Consider the following 18,167-nt stretch of genomic DNA (forward strand, 5'->3'; position numbering starts at 1 on the left):
TGCTCATTTGCTGAGCACTTTGCGCGGAAAGATGGATCGCACAAGGCAAACAAGACCCGATCAGAGGAGACCAACATGTTGCGAGGAATGGCCACCGTTTCGTTCTATGCCGACGACCTCGAGGCCGCGAAGAGCTGGTACACCGAAGTACTCGGCTTCGCCCCCTACTACGCCGTCCCCGGCGGATACTACGAATTCCGCATCGGCGACTACCAACACGAACTCGGAATCATCAACCGCAAATTCGCACCCGCAGCCGCCCAGAACCAACCAGGCGGTGCCATCCTCCACTGGCACGTCGACGACCTCCAGCAGAGTTTCAACCGCCTCCTGGCACTCGGAGCCAAGGAATACTCCCCCATCACCCCCCACGGCGACGGAACCTTCATCACAGCATCCGTAATAGACCCCTTCGGCAACGTCCTCGGCATCATGCAAAACCCCCACTACCTCGACATCTTGACCAAAACCCACCCCGCCTAACCCCCTCCACAACATCCACATTCGCCACGAAATCCGCCGCCCCAGGCCCCTCCACCCACATCAGCGCCCCGCCCCTCCCCACCCCACCCCACCCGCCGAGAATGCTCTACTGCGGGAGCCTCTCGACGTCCCCAGCACCAGCACATGGTGGCCACTCGCCCAAGCCTCCGGGTGCGCGATCGAAACACACCCGCGCATCCCACAGTCCCCCGTCGCCGAGAATGCGCTGGTACAGGACGCACTCAACATTTGCCTGCACCAGCACATGGTGACCACTCACCCAAGCCTCCGGGTGCGCGATCGAAACACACCCGCGCATCCCACAGCCCCCGTCGCCGAGAATGCGCTGGTACAGGACGCACTCGGCGTTTGCCTGCACCAGCGCATGGTGAGCACCTGTCCAGGTTTGGGGGTGGGTGATCGGGACGCATACACCGATCCCCTGGCGTCCCGTCGTCGAGAATGCTGTGGCGCGGTGCGTATTCGGCGTTTGCCTATGTCGGAGCGTGAGCGGGTGTTCGGGTTGGGTGGGGTTAGGGGGTGAACCAGCGTTCTAGGATTTTGGCTACGCCGTCGGCGGTTACGTCGTCGGCTACTTCGTGTGCCCAGTTGCGGACTTCATGTGGGGCGTTTGCCATTGCTACGGAATGGCCTGCCCAGTGGAGCATTTCGCGGTCGTTGTAGCCGTCGCCGATGGCGAGGGTGGCGGCGCGGGGGATGCAGAGTGCGGTGCGTAGGCGCTCCAGCGCCCAGCCCTTGGAGACACCGCGCCGCGAAACTGTCAGCCACGGGCCGAATTCGCCGTGCACCCAGCTCGCGCCGGGTACGTGCAATTGGGCGAGCAGCCGCAGCATCTCGTCGAGGGAACCCTCGGGCCACCAGCCGTTGAGTCGCGGGGTCGGCTCACTGCTCAGTGCACCGTCATCGACGAGAACGTATTCACCGATGGAGAATTCGCCCGGACTGACCCCGGTTGCCCAGGTGCCGACACCGACCTTCTCCACCGCGAAGATCATCTCCGGAAACAGCGCGCGCAAGGCGGCGACGGCCGGTCCCGGATCGAATGTCTGCACGGCCACCGGCTCCCCTTTCGCCACATCGATGTGCACCGCACCGTTGGAGCACAACGCATGTCCTTCGACCAGACCCAGCTCCTCCAGCACCGGACGCGTAGTCATCAACGTCCGCCCCGTAGTCACGACAACATGCGCACCCGCCGCCACCGCAGCCCGCACGGCATCGACCACCCGCGCACTGATCGCCGCCCCCGGCACCAGCAACGTCCCATCAATATCCAGCGCAATGAGCTGAGGACCCCCATCGACCACCAACCCATTGTGCATCGCTATGACACTCCGTGTCATACAAACTAAACCGGTCCGAATCAGCCGAGAATGCGTTGGTGCAGGAGCGCTCTCGGGCGTTTGCCTGCACCAGAGCATCGTGAGCACTGGTCCATGTTGGGGGGTATGGGGTTTGGGGGGCGATGTCACTTGGGGTGGGAGTTTCGGTTCGGGGCGGAGGTGGGTGCGGTGGTTACTTGCGGGCTCCGCCGCTTCCACCGATGTGGCCGCTGCCTCCGCCGCTTCCGCCGCTGTGGGCTCCACCCCCGCCGCCGAATCCGCCCGACGTGGAACCGCCCGGCAAGCTGCCGCCGGATGTCGAACCGGCGGAGGAGGTTCCGCCGAATGGGGTGCTATTGGAAGAGGTACCCCCGGTTGAGCCGCCTGACATGCCGCCGCCATTGGTTGGACCACCTGAGGTACCGCCGCTCGTCGAGCCGCCATAGGTATGACCGCTGTTCGAACCAGCCAGGGCACCACCGCCATTCGAACCACTCGAACCCCCGGAGGTACCACCGCCGTTCGAACCACCCGAGGCACCACCGCTATCCGAACCACCCAAGGCACCACCACCGTTCAAACCACCCGAGCCACCACCGCCATTCAAACCACCCGAGCCACCACCGCCATTCAAACCACCCAAGGCACCACCGCCATTCGAACCACCGGAGGCACCCGAGGTATGACCGCTATTCGCAGCCCCCGAGGCACCACCGACGTTCGAACCACCCGAGCCACCACCGCTATCCGAACCACCCAAGGCACCACCGCTATTCAAACCACCCGAGCCACCACCGCCATTCAAACCACCCGAGCCACCACCACCGTTCAAACCACCCGAGCCACCACCGCCATTCAAACCACCCGAGCCACCACCACCGTTCAAACCACCCGAGCCACCACCACCATTCAAACCACCCAAGGCACCACCGCTATCCGAACCACCCGAGCCACCCGAGGTACGACCGCCGTTCGAACCCCCCGGAGTACCAACGCCGTTCGAACTACCGGGGGCACCCGAGGTGTGACCGCTGTTCGAACCCTCCTGGGTACCACCGCCGTTCGAACCACCCGAGCCGCCCGAGGTATGACCACTGTTCGAACCACCTGAGGTGCCGCCGCTTGCGGAGGCACCCGATGTGCTTCCACTCGTCGAACCGCCTGAGGTACCACTGCCGGTCGAACCGGAGGTACCACTCGTCGAACCGTTTGTAGATCCGCCCGATGTCGTACCGCTCGAACCGTTCGAAGACCTACCGCCCCAAGTACTCCCGTGCGTATTTCCCGACGCGGTGCCGGACGAACTGCCCGCGGAGGACGTTCCACCCGGACTCGCGGCTCCGGACGGGGTTTGGCCCGACGGGGTGCCTGTTGCAGGACCGCCGGAAGTCGGGATGTCGCCGACGTGCGTGCCTCCGGTTCCGGTGCCGGGGGTCGTGGTACCGGATCCACCGGTGGGCGGCGATGTGGGGGCGGTGGGAACCGAATTGTTCGGGGCGGGAACGGATCCCGGAATGCTCACGCGCGGGATGGGCATGGGAGCCGCGGGGATGGCGGGCAGCTCGGGGGCAGGTTGCGGGGTTTGGACGAAGGGTAAGGGGTTCAGGAACTGGGCCGGGTTGGCGTAGGTGCCACCCTCGGATTGCATCGGCCCACTTCGCGGATTCTGGTGGCTACCCCAGTGCGCCTCGGCCACCGACGGGCCGATCGCTGTCACGTGGTCTACCGGCGCGATCCCGTAGGCGGGCCGACCCGAGTAGCCGAAGCCCGCGGCATTGCTCGCCCAGTCGACGGCCCTGGATACCGCGGAACCGGCATCGGCCAGCGCCTCGATATGGGGTTCGAACAGCAGGTTGTCCATCGGGTACCGACCATGCGGGAAAGCGTCGACCAGGGACGGCCCCGCCGGGATGGTCGGGCCGCCGAATACCGTGACGGCCGATACCGCCACCGCGGATGCCACTGCGGCACTGGAGAATACGGCGACCTTCGGGGCCCGATGCCGACCGCCCGTCGACACCGGGGCGAAGTTGCGGGCGGCATAGCTGGCGGCGCCGACGGCGACGGTCTGGCCCGGATCGGTCGACATCACCACGGGACGCCCGAGTTCGGCGATGGTGCGCGCGACCTCGACGGGACGGGTCGCGCCGCCGACCAGCAGGATGCAGTCGACATCGGACAGGCTGCGTCCCGTCGATTCCACACACTCGCGGACCACGTCCAAGGAATCCCGGATGTGCTGGGTGCGTAGCCCCCCGATATCGACGATCGAGGTCATCTGCAGCATCGACCCGTTATCGCCGGGCGTGGCGACCCGCGCGTACCGCGCGATCATCGAACCGAGCGGACGGCCGCCGAAATCGTAGGAGCGCACGGACCTTCCGACGATCGGATGATCGTCCCAGTCCGGTCCGACCCGGACCATCGAGACGTCGAGGCTGGCCCCGCCGAGATCGTAGACAAGCACGAAACCCGACTCCAGCGGCCCGCGCTCGTGTTCGAGCCACTCCGCGGCCGCGACGGGTTCGGGTACCAGCATCACATCCGCGGCCCCGGCCAAGTTGAGCGCCTGTCGCAGCAGCGACAGCTGCTTATCGGAATAGCATGCGGGATAGGTCGCTACCGCGCCCGCGGTCGGCGGGAACGATTCGAGCAGGCCGTTCACCACCGCGGCGACCAGGTTCGCGGGCGACCAGAGTCGGCCACCCACGATCATCGACTCCGGGTCCCGCGCCAGATCGGCGAAATCCGTTACCGCCATGGTGAATTGGGGGATCCCACCGATCCGGATGCCACCCGCGCTGTCGAATGTCACCGCCGTGCGGCGCGTCCGCACCGATGACCATGATCGCTCACCGGTCACCATGGCGGATATCGAGTTCACTGAACCGATGCTGAAACCCAGACCTGTCGTCATTCGCTATCCCGTCAACGCACCGAGACCACGTCCATCACATAGGAGATCCATGTGGCCGCGGTCGCTTCCCAAACAGCTCCCACAGGTTAGCTGCTATCGGATCGAATGGGATGCCTAATTGATATGAAACGTTCGACTTCCGTTGATGAAGATTCAAACTCCCAGCTAAATGGCTCGAACAAACGCGATTAAGTCCCCTGGACGATCGGCGTTTCGCAACCAATACCCGATTTCACTGCGGCAGGCCGGGTTCCGCTACCCCTCAGTAACCCAACTGACGACCTCGATCGGCCCGCACGCAATAGACGATCATCGAAACCGCGCAGAAGCGGCAACACACACCGACTGGTCGGTAACCAAATAGTTGCCAGCGCTGGACATTTCATTGCACGGCCGCCCCGGCGTCGCTAATCATGACGCATCAAACGCCATGACTGTTTTACGCCAGCAGCATGATCCGCCAACGACTTGACTGGGTCGAGCGATGACGAAGCGCGCGGCCGAGCCGAGACCCTGCCCACGTCATCGAACATGAAATCGCAAGGACGAGAAGGGAAAACGAAAACGATGTCTACACGTTTCGCGGACAAGGTCGTGCTGATCACCGGAGCAAGTTCGGGTGTCGGCAAGGCAGTGGCGCTGCGGGCGGCGGCCGAGGGCGCGGCGGTGGTGCTCGGCGCTCGCGGTAAGGACGCGGGTGAACAGCTCGCGGCCGATATCCGCGCGACGGGAGGCCGGGCGGTCTTCGTGCCGACCGATGTCACCGTCGAGGACGACGTGGCCCGCCTGACGCAGGCGGCGCTCACCGAATACGGACGGTTGGACGCGGCCTTCAACAACGCGGGTGCCGTCAATGCCTTCGGCCCGATAGCACAGATCGACGAGGCGGGTTGGCGCGCCGATCTCGAACTCAACCTGACCAGCGTGTTCTACGGTCTGCGGCACCAGGTTCCGGCCATTGTCGCCGCCGGTGGCGGCGCAATTCTCAACAACGCCTCGAATCTGGGCGTGGTCGGCATGGGTTCGGTGGCGCCGTATGTGGCGGCCAAACACGGTGTTGTCGGGCTGACCCGTGCGGTTGCACTGGAAGCCGCCGACCAGGGCGTTCGGGTGAACGCGCTGGTCTCCGGCGCGGTCGACACTCCAGCATTCCGCAATTCGATGGGTGCGACACCCGAGGGTGCGGCCGCCATCGCCGCACTGCATCCACTCGGCCGGATCAGCAAGCCGGAGGAGATCGCATCCTTCTGCGCCTATCTGCTCAGCGATGAGGCCAGTTTCATCACCGGCGCGGCGCTCGCGATCGATGGCGGGTTCACCGCCAAATAATTCGCCAACCGGCACCTCGACGCGGCGCACGCCCTCATCGCATGCCCGAACGCCGAGGTGCCGATCATCCCTCGGACCCTACCTCGCACATGTCATGTCGGCGGGGGGCAAGAACTGTTACGCATCACCAATGCGTCATCGGCGCGAATGCGCCGCGACCGCTCAGACGCGGGCGAGCAGTTGGCGCATCCTGCCGGTCCGCACCACGGCACCACTGGCCACCACCGCGGGCCGACGGCCGCGCACCAAGTGGTCGAAGTCCGTCGCGCCGCCGACGGGTTCACGCAACCGCCCCGCATTGAAATCGTCGGCCAGCTGCCGAACAGTCTCCTGCGCACAGGACTTATTGGTACCGATGAACCCGGTGGGGCCGCGCTTGATCCAGCCCGTGACATATGTACCCGGCAGCACCGTGCCGCCCGACTGCTCGAGCACCCGACCATTGCGGTTCGGGATGACGGCGGCATGTTCATCAAATGGCAAGCCGGGCAATGCTATGCCGCGATAACCGACCGAGGTCAACACCAACCCGGCATCCAGCCGCTCGGTCTCCCCCGTCGCGACGGCACGCACGCGACCGTCCGGATCGGTGACGAGGACATTGCGGCTCACTTCGATACCGGTCACCACATCGGTGCCGAGAATCTCGGTGGGCGTGGCCAGATACCGGAAGACGATCCGCTTGCGCGCACCGAAGGGCCGCTCGGAAACGCCGACCCTTTCGAGCGACCTGCGAGCAGTCGCTACGGAGCGCAGCAGCCGCAGCTTCTGCTCGACCTGGAACGGCAGTCCCTCCGTCAACTCCGGCAGCTCACCTTCGATGGCGATATCGACATCGGCGCCGAGCAGACCGACGAGCTCCGGGACGGTGCAGGCGGATTCGGCCGGACCACGGCGACCGAGGATGACCACTTCCTCGATCTTGCTCTCCCGCAAGGCTTTCAGCGCATGGGGTGCGATATCGGTACCCGCCAGCACTTCCGGATCGCTGGCCAGAATGCGCGCCACATCGAGGGCCACATTGCCATTACCGACGATGACGGCCCGGCGCTGCGACAGATCGAAGGTGCGCCCCACGTGATCGGGATGTCCGTTGTACCAAGCGACGAAGTCGGTGGCGGATACATTGCCCGCCACCCCCTCTCCGGTGATGTCGAGCTTGCGATCCGAGGACGCGCCGACCGCGTAGATGACCGCATGGAAGTGCGCGAGCAGCTCGGCATGCGAAATATGCTTGCCCACTTCGACATTCAGATACGACCCGAAACCGGGCTGCGCCGAGATGATGTCGAAGAGCTTATTGACCTGCCTGGTCTTGGGATGGTCCGGTGCGACGCCGTACCTGGCCAGCCCATGGGGTACCGGAAGTCGGTCGAAGACCGTCACAGTGACATCGGGCTGGGTCAGCAATTCATCGGCCGCATACATGGCCGAGGGCCCCGATCCGATGATCGCCACCCGCAGCGGCTGGCGCTCGGTGTGGATCTCGGCCGCGGGCACCGGCTTCGCGAGTAGCGGCCGCGGTCGGGTCTGGCGATAGAAGTCGGCATTGATCTCGATGAACGGCTTCTGCTCGTCGGTCAGCTTCTTCGACGAGGTAATGGCATCCACCGGGCACGCCGTGGCGCAGGCACCGCAGTCCACACACGCCTGCGGGTCCACGTACAGCATCTCCGCCGTCAGGAAGTCCGGTTCATCGGGCGTGGGATGAATGCAGTTGACCGGGCAGGCGTATACGCAGGACGCGTCGCTACAACAGGACTGCGTGACGACGTAGGGCACGTCAGCCAGCCTTCGCCGTGCGCAACGGCTCGGAGCGGTAGCGGGTGGTGTGGCCGTCGATCTTCAGCAGCTTCCACACCGCCTTGCCGATGGGGTTCATCAGGCCGATGTCATGGGCCAGCGTGCGCACATCACCGAAGAAATCGCTGAACTCGTGCTCGGCCTGCTCCGACCCGTAGAACAGTTCCTTGCGCACCGCATCCGGGATATCGAACTCCCGGAAGAACGACCGGGGCGGTGTGTAGATGGAGCGGCCGAGAATCCACATGACGATCGGCATGACGATCGAGAGCACCAGCTTGTTGAACGCATTCGCATCGGGCACGTGCTGCTTCAGGAATTCGTGCGCGAAAGAGATGTGGCGTGCCTCCTCGGCGACATGGATGGCCATTACGCCACGCATGATCGGATGCACTTCCTCACCCGAGCGCAGAATCGCCTTCTGAATGTGATCGATCGGCTCCTCGCCCGCGAGTACGGCCATGAAGAACAGATTCGGGAACAGCGCGGCCACCGGCGCGCCGATGTACTTGAACTTGCGCACCAGCGGGCCCATACCGGGGACATCGATCCCGATCCGGTTGACCATCTCCTGGAACATCAGGGTGTGGTTGTGCTCCTCGATCATCTCGTGGGAGCAGTAGCGGAACTCGGGCGAGCCGTTGGGCAGGCCGAAGCTGTGCGTCACCATGCCGCTGATCAGGATGGATTCGAACTGCAGACCGACCTTGGCGACATTGGCCTGGCGGTACTTGCCGATGGCGATCTTGCGGTCGAGCGGCAGCGCCTGGTACCAGGGGTGGCGACCGAGCGCATCACCGGATACCGGGAGGACCCAGCGCTCTTCTCCGGCATCGGCAGCAAAGTCGGGGTTGTCCCAGTCGATGTCCTCGAAGGGGTCGAAGTGCTTGTTCACCGAGCCCTCGGAGAGCAGCAGCAGCTTGGCGGCATACTCCTGCGCCTTCGCCAGATCGGGATCGACTGTGGGCGTCACGGCTGTAGACATCGTCGTCACTGCCTCTCCTCGTGGGACATATTTACTGTATCCCATAGTTACACTTACGAGGAGTCACGTCAACCTGGCACATAATCGGCATCCCCGGCGACGGTGCGGCTCGCCGCCGGGGATGCCGCTACCGCAGCCCGAGCTGCGACAACCCCGCGACCACCGTGTCGGCGGGCAGCACCAGCGCGAGCGCCACCCCAGCGGCCGACATTCCCGCCGCGATCGCCACCCGAGTCAAGCGGCGCCTGGTGCGCCGGGAAAGTAAGAGGGCCCGCGCCGTCGCTCTGCGGTGTGCGCCATGATGTCTGCGTCGGTGGTGATGTCCGGCCGCCTCCTCCGCCGCCGCGGCGGCGCGACGCGCCATGATGGCGGCGCCGTCGGCGATGGTGCGCTCCGGATCCGGCGCCGTGATCACCGGACGCGCGAGTTCACCGGCGAGCACCTGGGACACCTCGACCGGGCGGGCAGCGCCGCCGACCACCAGGACACAGTCCACATCGGCCATGGTCACATCGGCCATCCGCAGGCAGCGGTACACCAACTCCAGCGAGGATCGAATGTGGATGGCCCGCAACTCATCGGCGGTCGCACTGGAGATAGCGGCCGCGGCGGTGCTACTCCCGGCCCGCGCGGCGACCAGCGCGCCGAAGGCACGGCCGCCGAATTCCGATGAACGAATCGGCACCCCGACGATCGGATTGCGCGGACAACCCGGCCCGACCCGCACCAGAGTGATATCGAGGTTGGCACCACCCAGGTCATAGACCAGGGCTAGGCCCGGCATCAGCGGACCGCGTTCGACCTCCAGCCAGGTCGCCGCCGCGACGGGTTCGGCGACCAGCGCGACCTGCCTCAGGCCGATCGCGTCCAATGCCGCGCGCAGCTCCCCCACCTGCCCCTCGGAGTAGCCGGCCGGATGTGTCAGCGTGACCCCGGCATCGGCCGCCCGGCGATCGCGGCGCGCCTCGGTGATCAGACAGTCCGCGACGACCGCGATCAGGTCGGCGGCGGTCAGCGCCCGATGCCCGACCCTTGCCCGCGTGGCCTTGCGCTGACCCAGGTCGGCGAATTCGGCGATCGCGCGCCCGTGCCGCGGAATCATGCCGACTCGGGCCATGCCGGTGCTGTCGAAGGCGAGGGTGGTGCGACGGGTGATGGCGGGTGAGCACTCGGCGGCGGAGCGGCGCCCCGGGGGAGCCTTGGCCGAACCCTCCTCCGCGAGCGCGGAAACCGTGTTCACCGTGCCGATGCTCAAACCAAGACCAACCGCCATCGCAATCCTCTGATCGCCGAGCCGATTTGCTTCGAACCCTATTCACGCAACCACTCCGCGACCCGCCTGCCAACCACCGGACATACGGTTGTCCGCATGCCGCCGGTACTGACACAGGTTGCACAGCAAAGCACCGAACCCAGCTCAGCTGCAAGGTGGCCACGCGCGCGGCGATCATGGTCGGATCCCATTACGGCGCGCCGAAATTCAACGATGACCCGATAGCGTTCGCCGGCCAATGCCGACTCCGCCATCTCAGCTATCGCCACACGTTTCTACATGCACAAACACCTCCTTGCAGCTCCCCTGATCAATGGTTGCCGGACAGCTGCCACAAGCGGGTTGGCGAGGCTTATCGATACTGACCAGTCCGTGCACGCCAAGGCGTCGCGATCGAATCTCGCACTCGCCCGAGTTCTGACTCCCCGCACCGGAATTCGTGTCCGATTCCGGTGCGGGAAAACAAAACCTTTGCGGCCATTGGCGACTGATCAGCAACATCGCAGCACCGCCTGAGCATTCGCCGCCGCGCGCGGCACTGGTCCCTGCTCCGGCCCGAGCAACCGCAGCACCATCTGCGCGGCCTGTTCCTGCCACCGCGCGTACGCCACCGCAACGCCGGAACGCTGCGCGGCCTGCGCCGCCTGCCACAGCGGCATCGCCAGGTAGTCCGGCGCGTTGACCAGCAATGCGTCCAGGAATCGCGCGGTCGCGTAGCGCACATCGATGAGCTGTTCCGGCGTACCCCAACCCGCGGAGGGACGCTGCTGGAACAGCCCGAGCGAGTCGTGATCGACCGGCTCGGTCAGGTTGCGCAGCATCGATTCCTGTAGTGCGGTGGCCAGTGCGACGACCGCCGCATAGGCGGGCATGCCGCGGCGCTGGACCACCCCGACAATCGTTCGCGCGTTATCCCACTGCTCCGGATTCGGCGTGAAATGCAGTTGATCACCCACGATTCCGTAAGGCAGCAACTGCGCGAGGGTGCGGCCGGTAGCGGAGTTCGGGATCGGCTTCCCCACCGATTCCGGGCTCTGCACGGCCACTTCGGGCGAGTCCACAGGAATCTCGATGATCACCGGCCCATCCGGTGCGCGCACTGCGGGCGTTCCGGTTGGTGGTGCGGCCGTGGCCGAACCGGATTGGATTATCACCGCGGCGCTGGCAATGGCCAGCGCGGGAAATAACTGTCTTCGAATTGACATGGCGATCGATCAACTCCTCGCCACCTGCACACGACCTGCGTCGTGAGCCCTGACCTACCGACAGCAGGTCGAGCAGGCTGCGATCGGGCGGCCGGATATCGGTTATCCGGGCCGCGTTCGACGACCATTGCGAATAGCTCACTTCGGATAGCGTTCCGATAACCCACCGGAACCCACTAGCGCGTGTTTCGCATTCAGCACGATATGAGAAGTTGAAACCAGAGTTCGGTTTCGACACGCCATAAATGGGTATAGATTTCACCCACACGGAAATCCGGCCGATAAAGCGGAGTCGAATTCACCCTTATCCGGCAGGCAGTTCCGGAATGCGAGTGGCCCGCGCGTAGACGGTTTCCCCGTCGCTGAGCCGCAATGCCTCGGCATCGCCGCGGGTCACCTGGGCGGCGAACAGATCGCCGGTGGCGGCATTGCGCAGTTCCACGCGCACCTCGAAACCCAGATGCACCACGCGTTCCACGGTGGCGCGAGTGACACCCGCCGATTCCGCGGTGCCCTCGTGCGCGGCCAGCGCCATGCTGGGGTCACGGCCGACCCGAATATCGTGCGGACGCACCAGATGCCCGTTGAGCCGGGCCACCGCGCCGAGGAAGGACATGACGAATTCGTTGGCGGGACGGTCGTAGACATCCTCCGGGCTGCCGACCTGTTCGATGCGGCCCTTGTTCATCACCGCGATCCGGTCGGCGACGTCGAGCGCCTCCTCCTGGTCGTGGGTGACCAGCACGGTGGTCACGTGGACCTCCTCGTGCAGGCGGCGCAGCCAGGTGCGCAGATCGGCGCGCACCTTGGCGTCGAGGGCGCCGAAGGGCTCGTCGAGCAGCAGCACCTGCGGGTCGACGGCGAGCGCGCGTGCCAGTGCCATGCGCTGGCGCTGGCCGCCGGAGAGCTGGGCCGGATAGCGGTGCTGGAAGCCGTCGAGGCCGACGATGCCGAGCAGTTCGTCCACGCGCTTGGCGATCTCCCCCTTGGGGCGCTTGCGGATCTTGAGTCCGAAGGCGACGTTATCGCGCACGGTCATGTGCTTGAACGCGGCGTAGTGCTGAAATACGAAGCCGATATCGCGCTTCTGCGGCGGCACATGCGTGACATCGCTGCCCGCGATGGCGACGACGCCGGAGTCCAGCGACTCCAGGCCCGCGATCGAGCGCAGCAGGGTCGATTTGCCCGAACCCGACGGGCCGAGCAGTGCGGTCAGCTCCCCGGACGGGATATCGATACTGACATCGTTCAGGGCGGCGAAGGAACCGTAGTTCTTCTTTGCGTTGGTCACGGTGATCACTTGGTGCCCCGCTTACGTTCGAGGAGGGTCATCAACAGAAGGACTACGAGGGCCAGGCCCATCAGCAGGGTGGCGGCGGAGTAGGCGCCGAAGGTGTTGTGGTCGTTGATGTATCGACCGTGTACGAGCAGCGTCAGCGTCTGCGATTTACCCGGGAGCGCCGAGGACACCATGATCACCGCGCCGAATTCGCCGAGTGCGCGCGCGACGGTCAACACCACACCGTAGGTCAGGCCCCAGCGGATGGCGGGCAGGGTGATCCGCCAGAACGTCTGCCAGCGCGAGGCTCCGAGGGTCGCAGCGGCCTGCTCCTGATCATCGCCGATCTCGTGCAGCACCGGCTCGACCTCGCGCACCACGAACGGCAATGTGACGAAGATGGTGGCGATCACCATGCCGGGCAGGTTGAAGATCACCTTGAAGCCGACGTCTTCCAGTCCGCCGAACCAGCCGTCCGCACCCCACAGCAGGATCAGCGCGACGCCGACCACCACCGGCGAGACGGCGAAGGGCAGATCCACGATGCCCTGCACCAGGGTGCGGCCCGGGAACTTGCCGCGTACCAGGGCAATCGCGGTAACGATGCCGAAGACAACATTCACCGGGACCACGATCGCCACGATGAGGATCGACAGCTGGAATGCCGAGATCGCCGCCGGTGTGGAGATCGAGTCGATGAACGCACCGATCCCCTTTTCGAAGGTGCGCCACAGAATGATGATCAGCGGCAGCACCAGCAGTACGAACAGGTAGCCCAGCGCAACGGTGCGCAGCGAGATGCGGGTCGGCCAGGACAGATTCATCGCGCCTCCTGCTCCTTGCGTGCGGTGCGCTCGGCCCACAGCCGCAGCACCAGCAGGGTCGCGAACGAGACGGCCAGCAGCGCGACCGAAACCGCGGCCGCATTCACCGGCCGGTCGATCTCGATCTGTTTCTGGATGTACTGCGAGGCCATCTCGGTCTTGCGCGGGATGGCGCCGCCGATCAGCACCACCGAACCGTATTCGCCGATGGCGCGGGCGAAGGCGAGACCGCCGCCGCTGATGATGGCGGGTGCGAGGGTCGGTAGGACGATGCGGCGGAAGGTGGTCCAGTTGTCCGCGCCGAGGGACAGCGCGGCCTGCTCGACCTCGCGGTCGGCCTCGATGAGCACCGGCTGCACCGAGCGGACCACGAACGGCAATGTGACGAACGCCAATGCCACGACCAGGCCGGGCTGGGTGGCGTTGAGGTGGATATCGATCGGACTCTGCGGCCCGTACAGCGACAGCAGCACAATGCTGGCGACGATGGTCGGCAGTGCGAACGGCAGGTCGATGAGCGCGTTGACGATGCTCTTACCCGGGAATTCGTCGCGCACCAGAACCCAGGCGATGAGCGTGCCCATCAGCACATTGATGACCGCAACCACCACCGAGACGACAACGGTGATGCGCAGCGAATCGATGGCGGCGGGCGCGGTGATGGCATCCCAGAACCCGGACCAGCCGTCGTCGAATGAGGTGACGGTGAGCGCGGCCAGTGGTAGCAGCACGATAATGCTGAGCCACAGCACCGCGGTGGCGATGCCGAGCGGACCCACCGAACCGGTCACCCGCAGCCACGACCAGCTTCGGCTCGTGGGTTTGGGCGCGGATTCCCCCGCGTCTTCGAAGCCACCGGGATCGGGCGCGTGCCCGATCCCGGTGCTGCTGCTTTCTGTCACAGTCGTCCAGTATCCCGTGTAGATGTGCGGCGCACGCGAGGCCCTTTGTGGTTACGAGCGGCCTGTTCCGGGCCGGTCGCGCACGCCGCAGGGTATTTCAGCGCACCGAGTTACTTGGTGGCCTTGTCGTAGATGACCGCGACGGTTCCGGTGTTCGGGGTGAACAGCTCCTTGTCGACGGTCTTCCAGCCACCGAGGTCGGCGATCGTCCACAGCTTCTGCGGAGTCGGGAAGTCCTTGGCGTAGTCGGCGGCCACCTTCGGGTCGACCGGGCGGAATCCGGCCGAGGCCCAGGCCTTTTGCCCGGCCGGGGTGAACAGGAAGTCGCGGAAGGCGCTAGCCAACTCCAGATGCTTGCTGCTCTTCAGCACCGCGACCGGGTTCTCGATCTTGAAGGTGGTCGGCGGCACGATGTGCTCGATGGGATCGCCATTGCGCTCGGAGAAGATCGCCTCGTTCTCATAGCTCAGCAGCACATCACCGGTGCCCTGTAGGAAGGTCTCGGTCGCTTCGCGGCCCGACTTCGGCTGCACCTGCACATGCTCCTTGGAGATGAGCTGGCTCAGGTAATCCAGACCCGCCTGCGGGTTCTTGCCGCCATCGCTCTTGGCCGCGTACGGGGCGAGCAGATTCCACTTGGCCGAGCCCGAGCTGAACGGGTTCGGGGTGACCACCTGGATGCCCGGCTTCAGCAGATCGTCCCAGTCCTTGATGCCCTTCGGGTTGCCCTTGCGCACGACGATCGCGACCACCGACCCGAACGGAATTCCCTTGGTGGCGTCCGCATTCCAGCTCGGGTCGACCAGACCGGCGTCGACGAGGCGGGTGATATCGGGTTCGACCGAGAAGTTGACGATATCGGCCTCGGCACCGTCCTTGACCTTGCGGGACTGATCGCCCGATGCGCCGTAGGAGCCGTTGATCTGGACGCCCTTGCCCTTATCGGTCTTATTGAATTCGGGGACGACCTTGTCGAAGCCGGGCTTGGGGACGGCGTAGGCGTAGAGGTTGAGCGTGCCGCCGCTGCCGTCGGCCCCACCACCGCCCACGGTGTCACTGGCTCCGCCACCGCACGCGGTGAGCACGACGGCGGCGACCGCGGTCAGCGCGGCGACCATCGGGCGACGGTGCGATCGGGACGATCCGAACAACAAGGACCTGGGTGACATGGATGGAACCTTTCCTGAGCGCTCCGCCGCGACGTGGACGAGGGGTCGCGACGGTCGAACTGCGACACGACTACCGACCGAGGGGTCGTTGGGGTCGGACACTGCTGCGAAAAAGTTTGCGCGCCAGTTTAGAGAGAAGATGGGTGCACAGCAGTGCCCGGCGCCGATCAGCGACAGAGAATGTCCGCGACCGCGAGATTGCCGACAGCGATCAACGCCAATTCATGGCGGACCTGCGGGACGGCACTCGAAGACACGGGCAGACTGTAGCAGAGGAAACGTCACCAGTTCGAATCAACGCCAGCTATCCGCTTGCAGGCGGCAAAAACCGACAAAGTTCCAGGAAGAGGGGGGTTTCATCCCATGACTACCAGCCCGGACCGGGTACGCACCCGGTTTCCCGATATCAGCACTCGCGCGTGGGAACATCCCGCCGACCGCACCGCCCTGGTGACGCTGCGCTCACTCGCCGGGTTCGACACCATTCTGCGTACCCTGTCCGGTTTGTTGCAGGAACGCCAGCATCGGCTGCTCTACCTCGCCACGGCGGTGCGGGTGGACGAACGCCAGTTCCGCTCGCTGCACCAGTTGCGTCAGGACTGCGTGGAGATCCTGGACGCGCGCACCACGCCCGAGATGTTCGTACTGCAGAGCCCGCATGTGAACGCCTTCACCATCGGCATGGACCAGCCGTTCATCGTGCTGACCACCGGGCTGATCGATCTGATGGACACCGAGGAGCTGCGCTTCATCGTCGGCCACGAACTCGGGCACGCGCTGTCCGGACACGCGGTGTACCGCACCATGCTCATGCATCTGCTGCGCATCTCGGCCAATCTGGGCTGGATGCCGGTCGGCGGATGGGCCCTGCGCGCGATCGTGGCCGCGCTGATGGAGTGGAGCCGCAAGTCCGAACTCTCCGGCGACCGCGCCGGGCTGCTGTGCGGCCAGGATGTCGAGGCGTCGGTGCGGGTGCATATGAAGACCGCGGGCGGCACCTGGATCAAGGAGATGAACCACGGCGCGTTCCTGCAGCAGGCCGATGACTACGAGCGCTCCGGCGATCTGCGCGACGGCGTGCTCAAGCTGCTCAATCTGGAGCTGCAGAGCCATCCGTTCTCGGTGCTGCGGGCCGCGGAGCTGCGCCGCTGGATCCAGTCCGGCGAGTACAACCGCATGCTCGGCGGCGACTACCCGCGCCGCGAACACGATAAGAACACCAAGATCAGCGATGAGATCAAGGAGGCCGCGCGCACCTACCGGCAGAACTTCGACCAATCCGAGGACCCGCTGATCCGCACCGTGCGCAATCTGGGGCGCGATGTCGGATCAGCGGTGAGCACGGTGGGTCACGAGGTGGGCGCGACCGTCTCCAAGATCGGCAAACGGTTCAACGACTGGCGCACCGATCGGGACGACTCGGCCGACGAGTGACGGCTGGGCGCAAGCCATCGTCCACGCGGTCGGTGCCCGTTCCACTCCCGCGGTAACCGATACGCGCACGGAAACCGGGCATTAGCGTGCGCTGCGTATGGCCGCTCGCGGCTTGCCCGCTGGGCACACCATGCCGCTATTAACGCGCGTACACACCGCCCATTCAGGTCGGTCGGTTGCGGCTTTGTATCGTCCAACCGCAGGCTGCCAGCTGGTTGAGACATGACATCGGTTGTATTGCGATGCGGACACGATACCGCTGGACTGCCACATCAGCTCACGGCGTGCAGCACACACTCGAACGGCCAAAGCTCCAGTGATCACCTTTCATGCTTGGACACCTGTATCAGGTTTGCTGACTCGAAAGGAACTGCGATATGAGCGCTCTGGGCACCCCACTCAAGAAGATCGTCGCCACCAGCGCGATCATCGGCGGAGCCGGAATGGCATACGTTGGCCAAGCGTCCGCCGCTACCGATCAGGAATGGGACAACCTCGCCGCGTGCGAGTCGGGCGGTAATTGGAATATCAACACCGGCAACGGGTTTCAGGGCGGCCTACAGTTCTCGCCGGGCACATGGGCCGCATATGGCGGTGCCGCATACGCGCCGACTGCCGACAAAGCCACCCGCGAACAGCAGATCGCCGTCGCCGAGCAGGTACTCGCCGCTCAGGGCTGGGGCCCTTGGGCAGGTTGTTCGGCAGCGCTCGGCCTGCACCGGTGAGACAGCAGAGCTGTCCAGCGGGGTCGTTCAGACGATCGCTGTAGGGACATGTTGGCCCCGCACAATGTCAGCGAGTGAACAACCACGCGATGACGATGAGAACCAGCAGAGCGACGAGGGCGAGCTGAACCCGGGAACGCGGCATCAACGCGCCCCGCTCTGCGCGGTCTCGCGCACCGGGACGGGCGGCCCGACCAGTTCGGGGATCAGGGCGGATTCCGCGGTCATCACATCCTCAACTGTGAGGGTCGGCACAGCGTCACTATTGCGGCCGAGCAGCTGCAGGGAAACCCGCAGCACTCGATCCAGCACGTAGGCGATGGCGAAGCTGATCGGGACCATGCCAACCAGCACCACGACGAACTGCGGGATGAACGGCAACCCCGCCACCCACAACTCGAAGCCGTCCCACCATCCTGCGATCCTGTGCACGGCACCAGCCTAATACTGCCCGGGCGGTCGGCCGAGATCGCGCCGTCAGGGCCGGGTTCGGCGC

At 65.2% G+C, this 18,167-nt stretch carries 15 protein-coding genes and 1 pseudogene; 4 read left to right on the plus strand and 12 right to left on the minus strand.

What is annotated here, in order from left to right; genetic code table 11:
- Positions 1 to 75: 75 nt before the first annotated feature.
- Positions 76 to 483, plus strand: a complete 408-nt coding sequence (locus ABZW16_RS06520) for a VOC family protein (RefSeq protein WP_354952880.1) — start codon at positions 76 to 78, stop codon at positions 481 to 483.
- Positions 484 to 1,016: 533 nt separating this feature from the next.
- On the opposite strand, the gene ABZW16_RS06525 is transcribed toward ABZW16_RS06520, so the two are convergent.
- Entirely contained in the window at positions 1,017 to 1,811 is a 795-nt protein-coding gene (locus tag ABZW16_RS06525; protein ID WP_354952882.1) for an HAD hydrolase family protein, read from the minus strand.
- Between the two features lie 208 nt (positions 1,812 to 2,019).
- A complete protein-coding gene (locus ABZW16_RS06530; RefSeq protein ID WP_354952884.1) occupies positions 2,020 to 4,710 on the minus strand; it encodes an Hsp70 family protein in 2,691 nt (896 codons plus the stop codon).
- Positions 4,711 to 5,310: 600 nt separating this feature from the next.
- On the opposite strand from ABZW16_RS06530, the gene ABZW16_RS06535 reads away from it, so the two are divergent.
- The gene (locus ABZW16_RS06535) at positions 5,311 to 6,072 is read left to right on the plus strand and encodes a glucose 1-dehydrogenase (RefSeq protein ID WP_354952886.1); all 762 of its coding nucleotides are present in this window, start codon (positions 5,311 to 5,313) and stop codon (positions 6,070 to 6,072) included.
- Between the two features lie 162 nt (positions 6,073 to 6,234).
- On the opposite strand, the gene ABZW16_RS06540 is transcribed toward ABZW16_RS06535, so the two are convergent.
- The 9 genes from ABZW16_RS06540 to ABZW16_RS06580 form a co-directional block, all read right to left on the minus strand.
- Entirely contained in the window at positions 6,235 to 7,854 is a 1,620-nt protein-coding gene (locus tag ABZW16_RS06540; protein WP_354952888.1) for an FAD-dependent oxidoreductase, read from the minus strand.
- A gap of 1 nt (position 7,855) precedes the next feature.
- Entirely contained in the window at positions 7,856 to 8,860 is a 1,005-nt protein-coding gene (locus ABZW16_RS06545) for a diiron oxygenase (protein WP_354952971.1), read from the minus strand.
- A gap of 127 nt (positions 8,861 to 8,987) precedes the next feature.
- Positions 8,988 to 10,133, minus strand: coding sequence for an Hsp70 family protein (locus ABZW16_RS06550; RefSeq protein WP_354952890.1), 1,146 nt, complete (start codon positions 10,131 to 10,133; stop codon positions 8,988 to 8,990).
- 491 nt (positions 10,134 to 10,624) lie between these two features.
- On the minus strand, positions 10,625 to 11,338 hold the full coding sequence (locus ABZW16_RS06555; protein ID WP_354952892.1) for a hypothetical protein: 714 nt from the start codon (positions 11,336 to 11,338) through the stop codon (positions 10,625 to 10,627).
- 304 nt (positions 11,339 to 11,642) lie between these two features.
- A complete protein-coding gene (locus ABZW16_RS06560; protein WP_354952894.1) occupies positions 11,643 to 12,638 on the minus strand; it encodes a sulfate ABC transporter ATP-binding protein in 996 nt (331 codons plus the stop codon).
- Positions 12,635 to 13,441, minus strand: coding sequence for a sulfate ABC transporter permease subunit CysW (cysW, locus tag ABZW16_RS06565; RefSeq protein WP_354952896.1), 807 nt, complete (start codon positions 13,439 to 13,441; stop codon positions 12,635 to 12,637). The genes ABZW16_RS06560 and cysW overlap by 4 nt, the downstream gene beginning before the upstream one ends.
- On the minus strand, positions 13,438 to 14,238 hold the full coding sequence (gene cysT / locus ABZW16_RS06570) for a sulfate ABC transporter permease subunit CysT (RefSeq protein WP_354952973.1): 801 nt from the start codon (positions 14,236 to 14,238) through the stop codon (positions 13,438 to 13,440). The genes cysW and cysT overlap by 4 nt, the downstream gene beginning before the upstream one ends.
- Before the next feature lie 215 nt (positions 14,239 to 14,453).
- Positions 14,454 to 15,461, minus strand: coding sequence for a sulfate ABC transporter substrate-binding protein (locus ABZW16_RS06575; protein WP_354952898.1), 1,008 nt, complete (start codon positions 15,459 to 15,461; stop codon positions 14,454 to 14,456).
- A 218-nt stretch (positions 15,462 to 15,679) separates the two neighbouring features.
- Complete coding sequence (locus ABZW16_RS06580) at positions 15,680 to 15,769, minus strand: Ms4533A family Cys-rich leader peptide (RefSeq protein ID WP_309546086.1); 90 nt, start codon at positions 15,767 to 15,769, stop codon at positions 15,680 to 15,682.
- A 106-nt stretch (positions 15,770 to 15,875) separates the two neighbouring features.
- On the opposite strand from ABZW16_RS06580, the gene ABZW16_RS06585 reads away from it, so the two are divergent.
- Complete coding sequence (locus ABZW16_RS06585; protein ID WP_354952900.1) at positions 15,876 to 16,946, plus strand: M48 family metallopeptidase; 1,071 nt, start codon at positions 15,876 to 15,878, stop codon at positions 16,944 to 16,946.
- 377 nt (positions 16,947 to 17,323) lie between these two features.
- Positions 17,324 to 17,662: pseudogene (locus ABZW16_RS06590) on the plus strand (transglycosylase family protein); the annotation flags it as partial.
- Positions 17,663 to 17,815: 153 nt separating this feature from the next.
- On the opposite strand, the gene ABZW16_RS06595 reads toward ABZW16_RS06590, so the two are convergent.
- Complete coding sequence (locus ABZW16_RS06595) at positions 17,816 to 18,103, minus strand: hypothetical protein (RefSeq protein WP_354952902.1); 288 nt, start codon at positions 18,101 to 18,103, stop codon at positions 17,816 to 17,818.
- Between the last annotated feature and the right edge of the window lie 64 nt (positions 18,104 to 18,167).

Origin of the sequence: Nocardia sp. NPDC004604 (assembly GCF_040609795.1) — a bacterium.
In the GTDB taxonomy this organism is placed as follows: domain Bacteria; phylum Actinomycetota; class Actinomycetes; order Mycobacteriales; family Mycobacteriaceae; genus Nocardia.

What these genes read in the sequence shown, in the direction of transcription:
- ABZW16_RS06520 (WP_354952880.1), top strand. Translation starts at nt 76, where the DNA reads ATGTTGCGAGGAATGGCCACCGTTTCGTTCTATGCCGACGACCTCGAG.
- cysW (WP_354952896.1), bottom strand. Translation starts at nt 13,441, where the DNA reads ATGAATCTGTCCTGGCCGACCCGCATCTCGCTGCGCACCGTTGCGCTG.
- ABZW16_RS06550 (WP_354952890.1), bottom strand. Translation starts at nt 10,133, where the DNA reads ATGGCGGTTGGTCTTGGTTTGAGCATCGGCACGGTGAACACGGTTTCC.
- ABZW16_RS06545 (WP_354952971.1), bottom strand. Translation starts at nt 8,860, where the DNA reads ATGTCTACAGCCGTGACGCCCACAGTCGATCCCGATCTGGCGAAGGCG.
- ABZW16_RS06555 (WP_354952892.1), bottom strand. Translation starts at nt 11,338, where the DNA reads ATGTCAATTCGAAGACAGTTATTTCCCGCGCTGGCCATTGCCAGCGCC.
- ABZW16_RS06575 (WP_354952898.1), bottom strand. Translation starts at nt 15,461, where the DNA reads ATGGTCGCCGCGCTGACCGCGGTCGCCGCCGTCGTGCTCACCGCGTGC.
- ABZW16_RS06585 (WP_354952900.1), top strand. Translation starts at nt 15,876, where the DNA reads ATGACTACCAGCCCGGACCGGGTACGCACCCGGTTTCCCGATATCAGC.
- ABZW16_RS06535 (WP_354952886.1), top strand. Translation starts at nt 5,311, where the DNA reads ATGTCTACACGTTTCGCGGACAAGGTCGTGCTGATCACCGGAGCAAGT.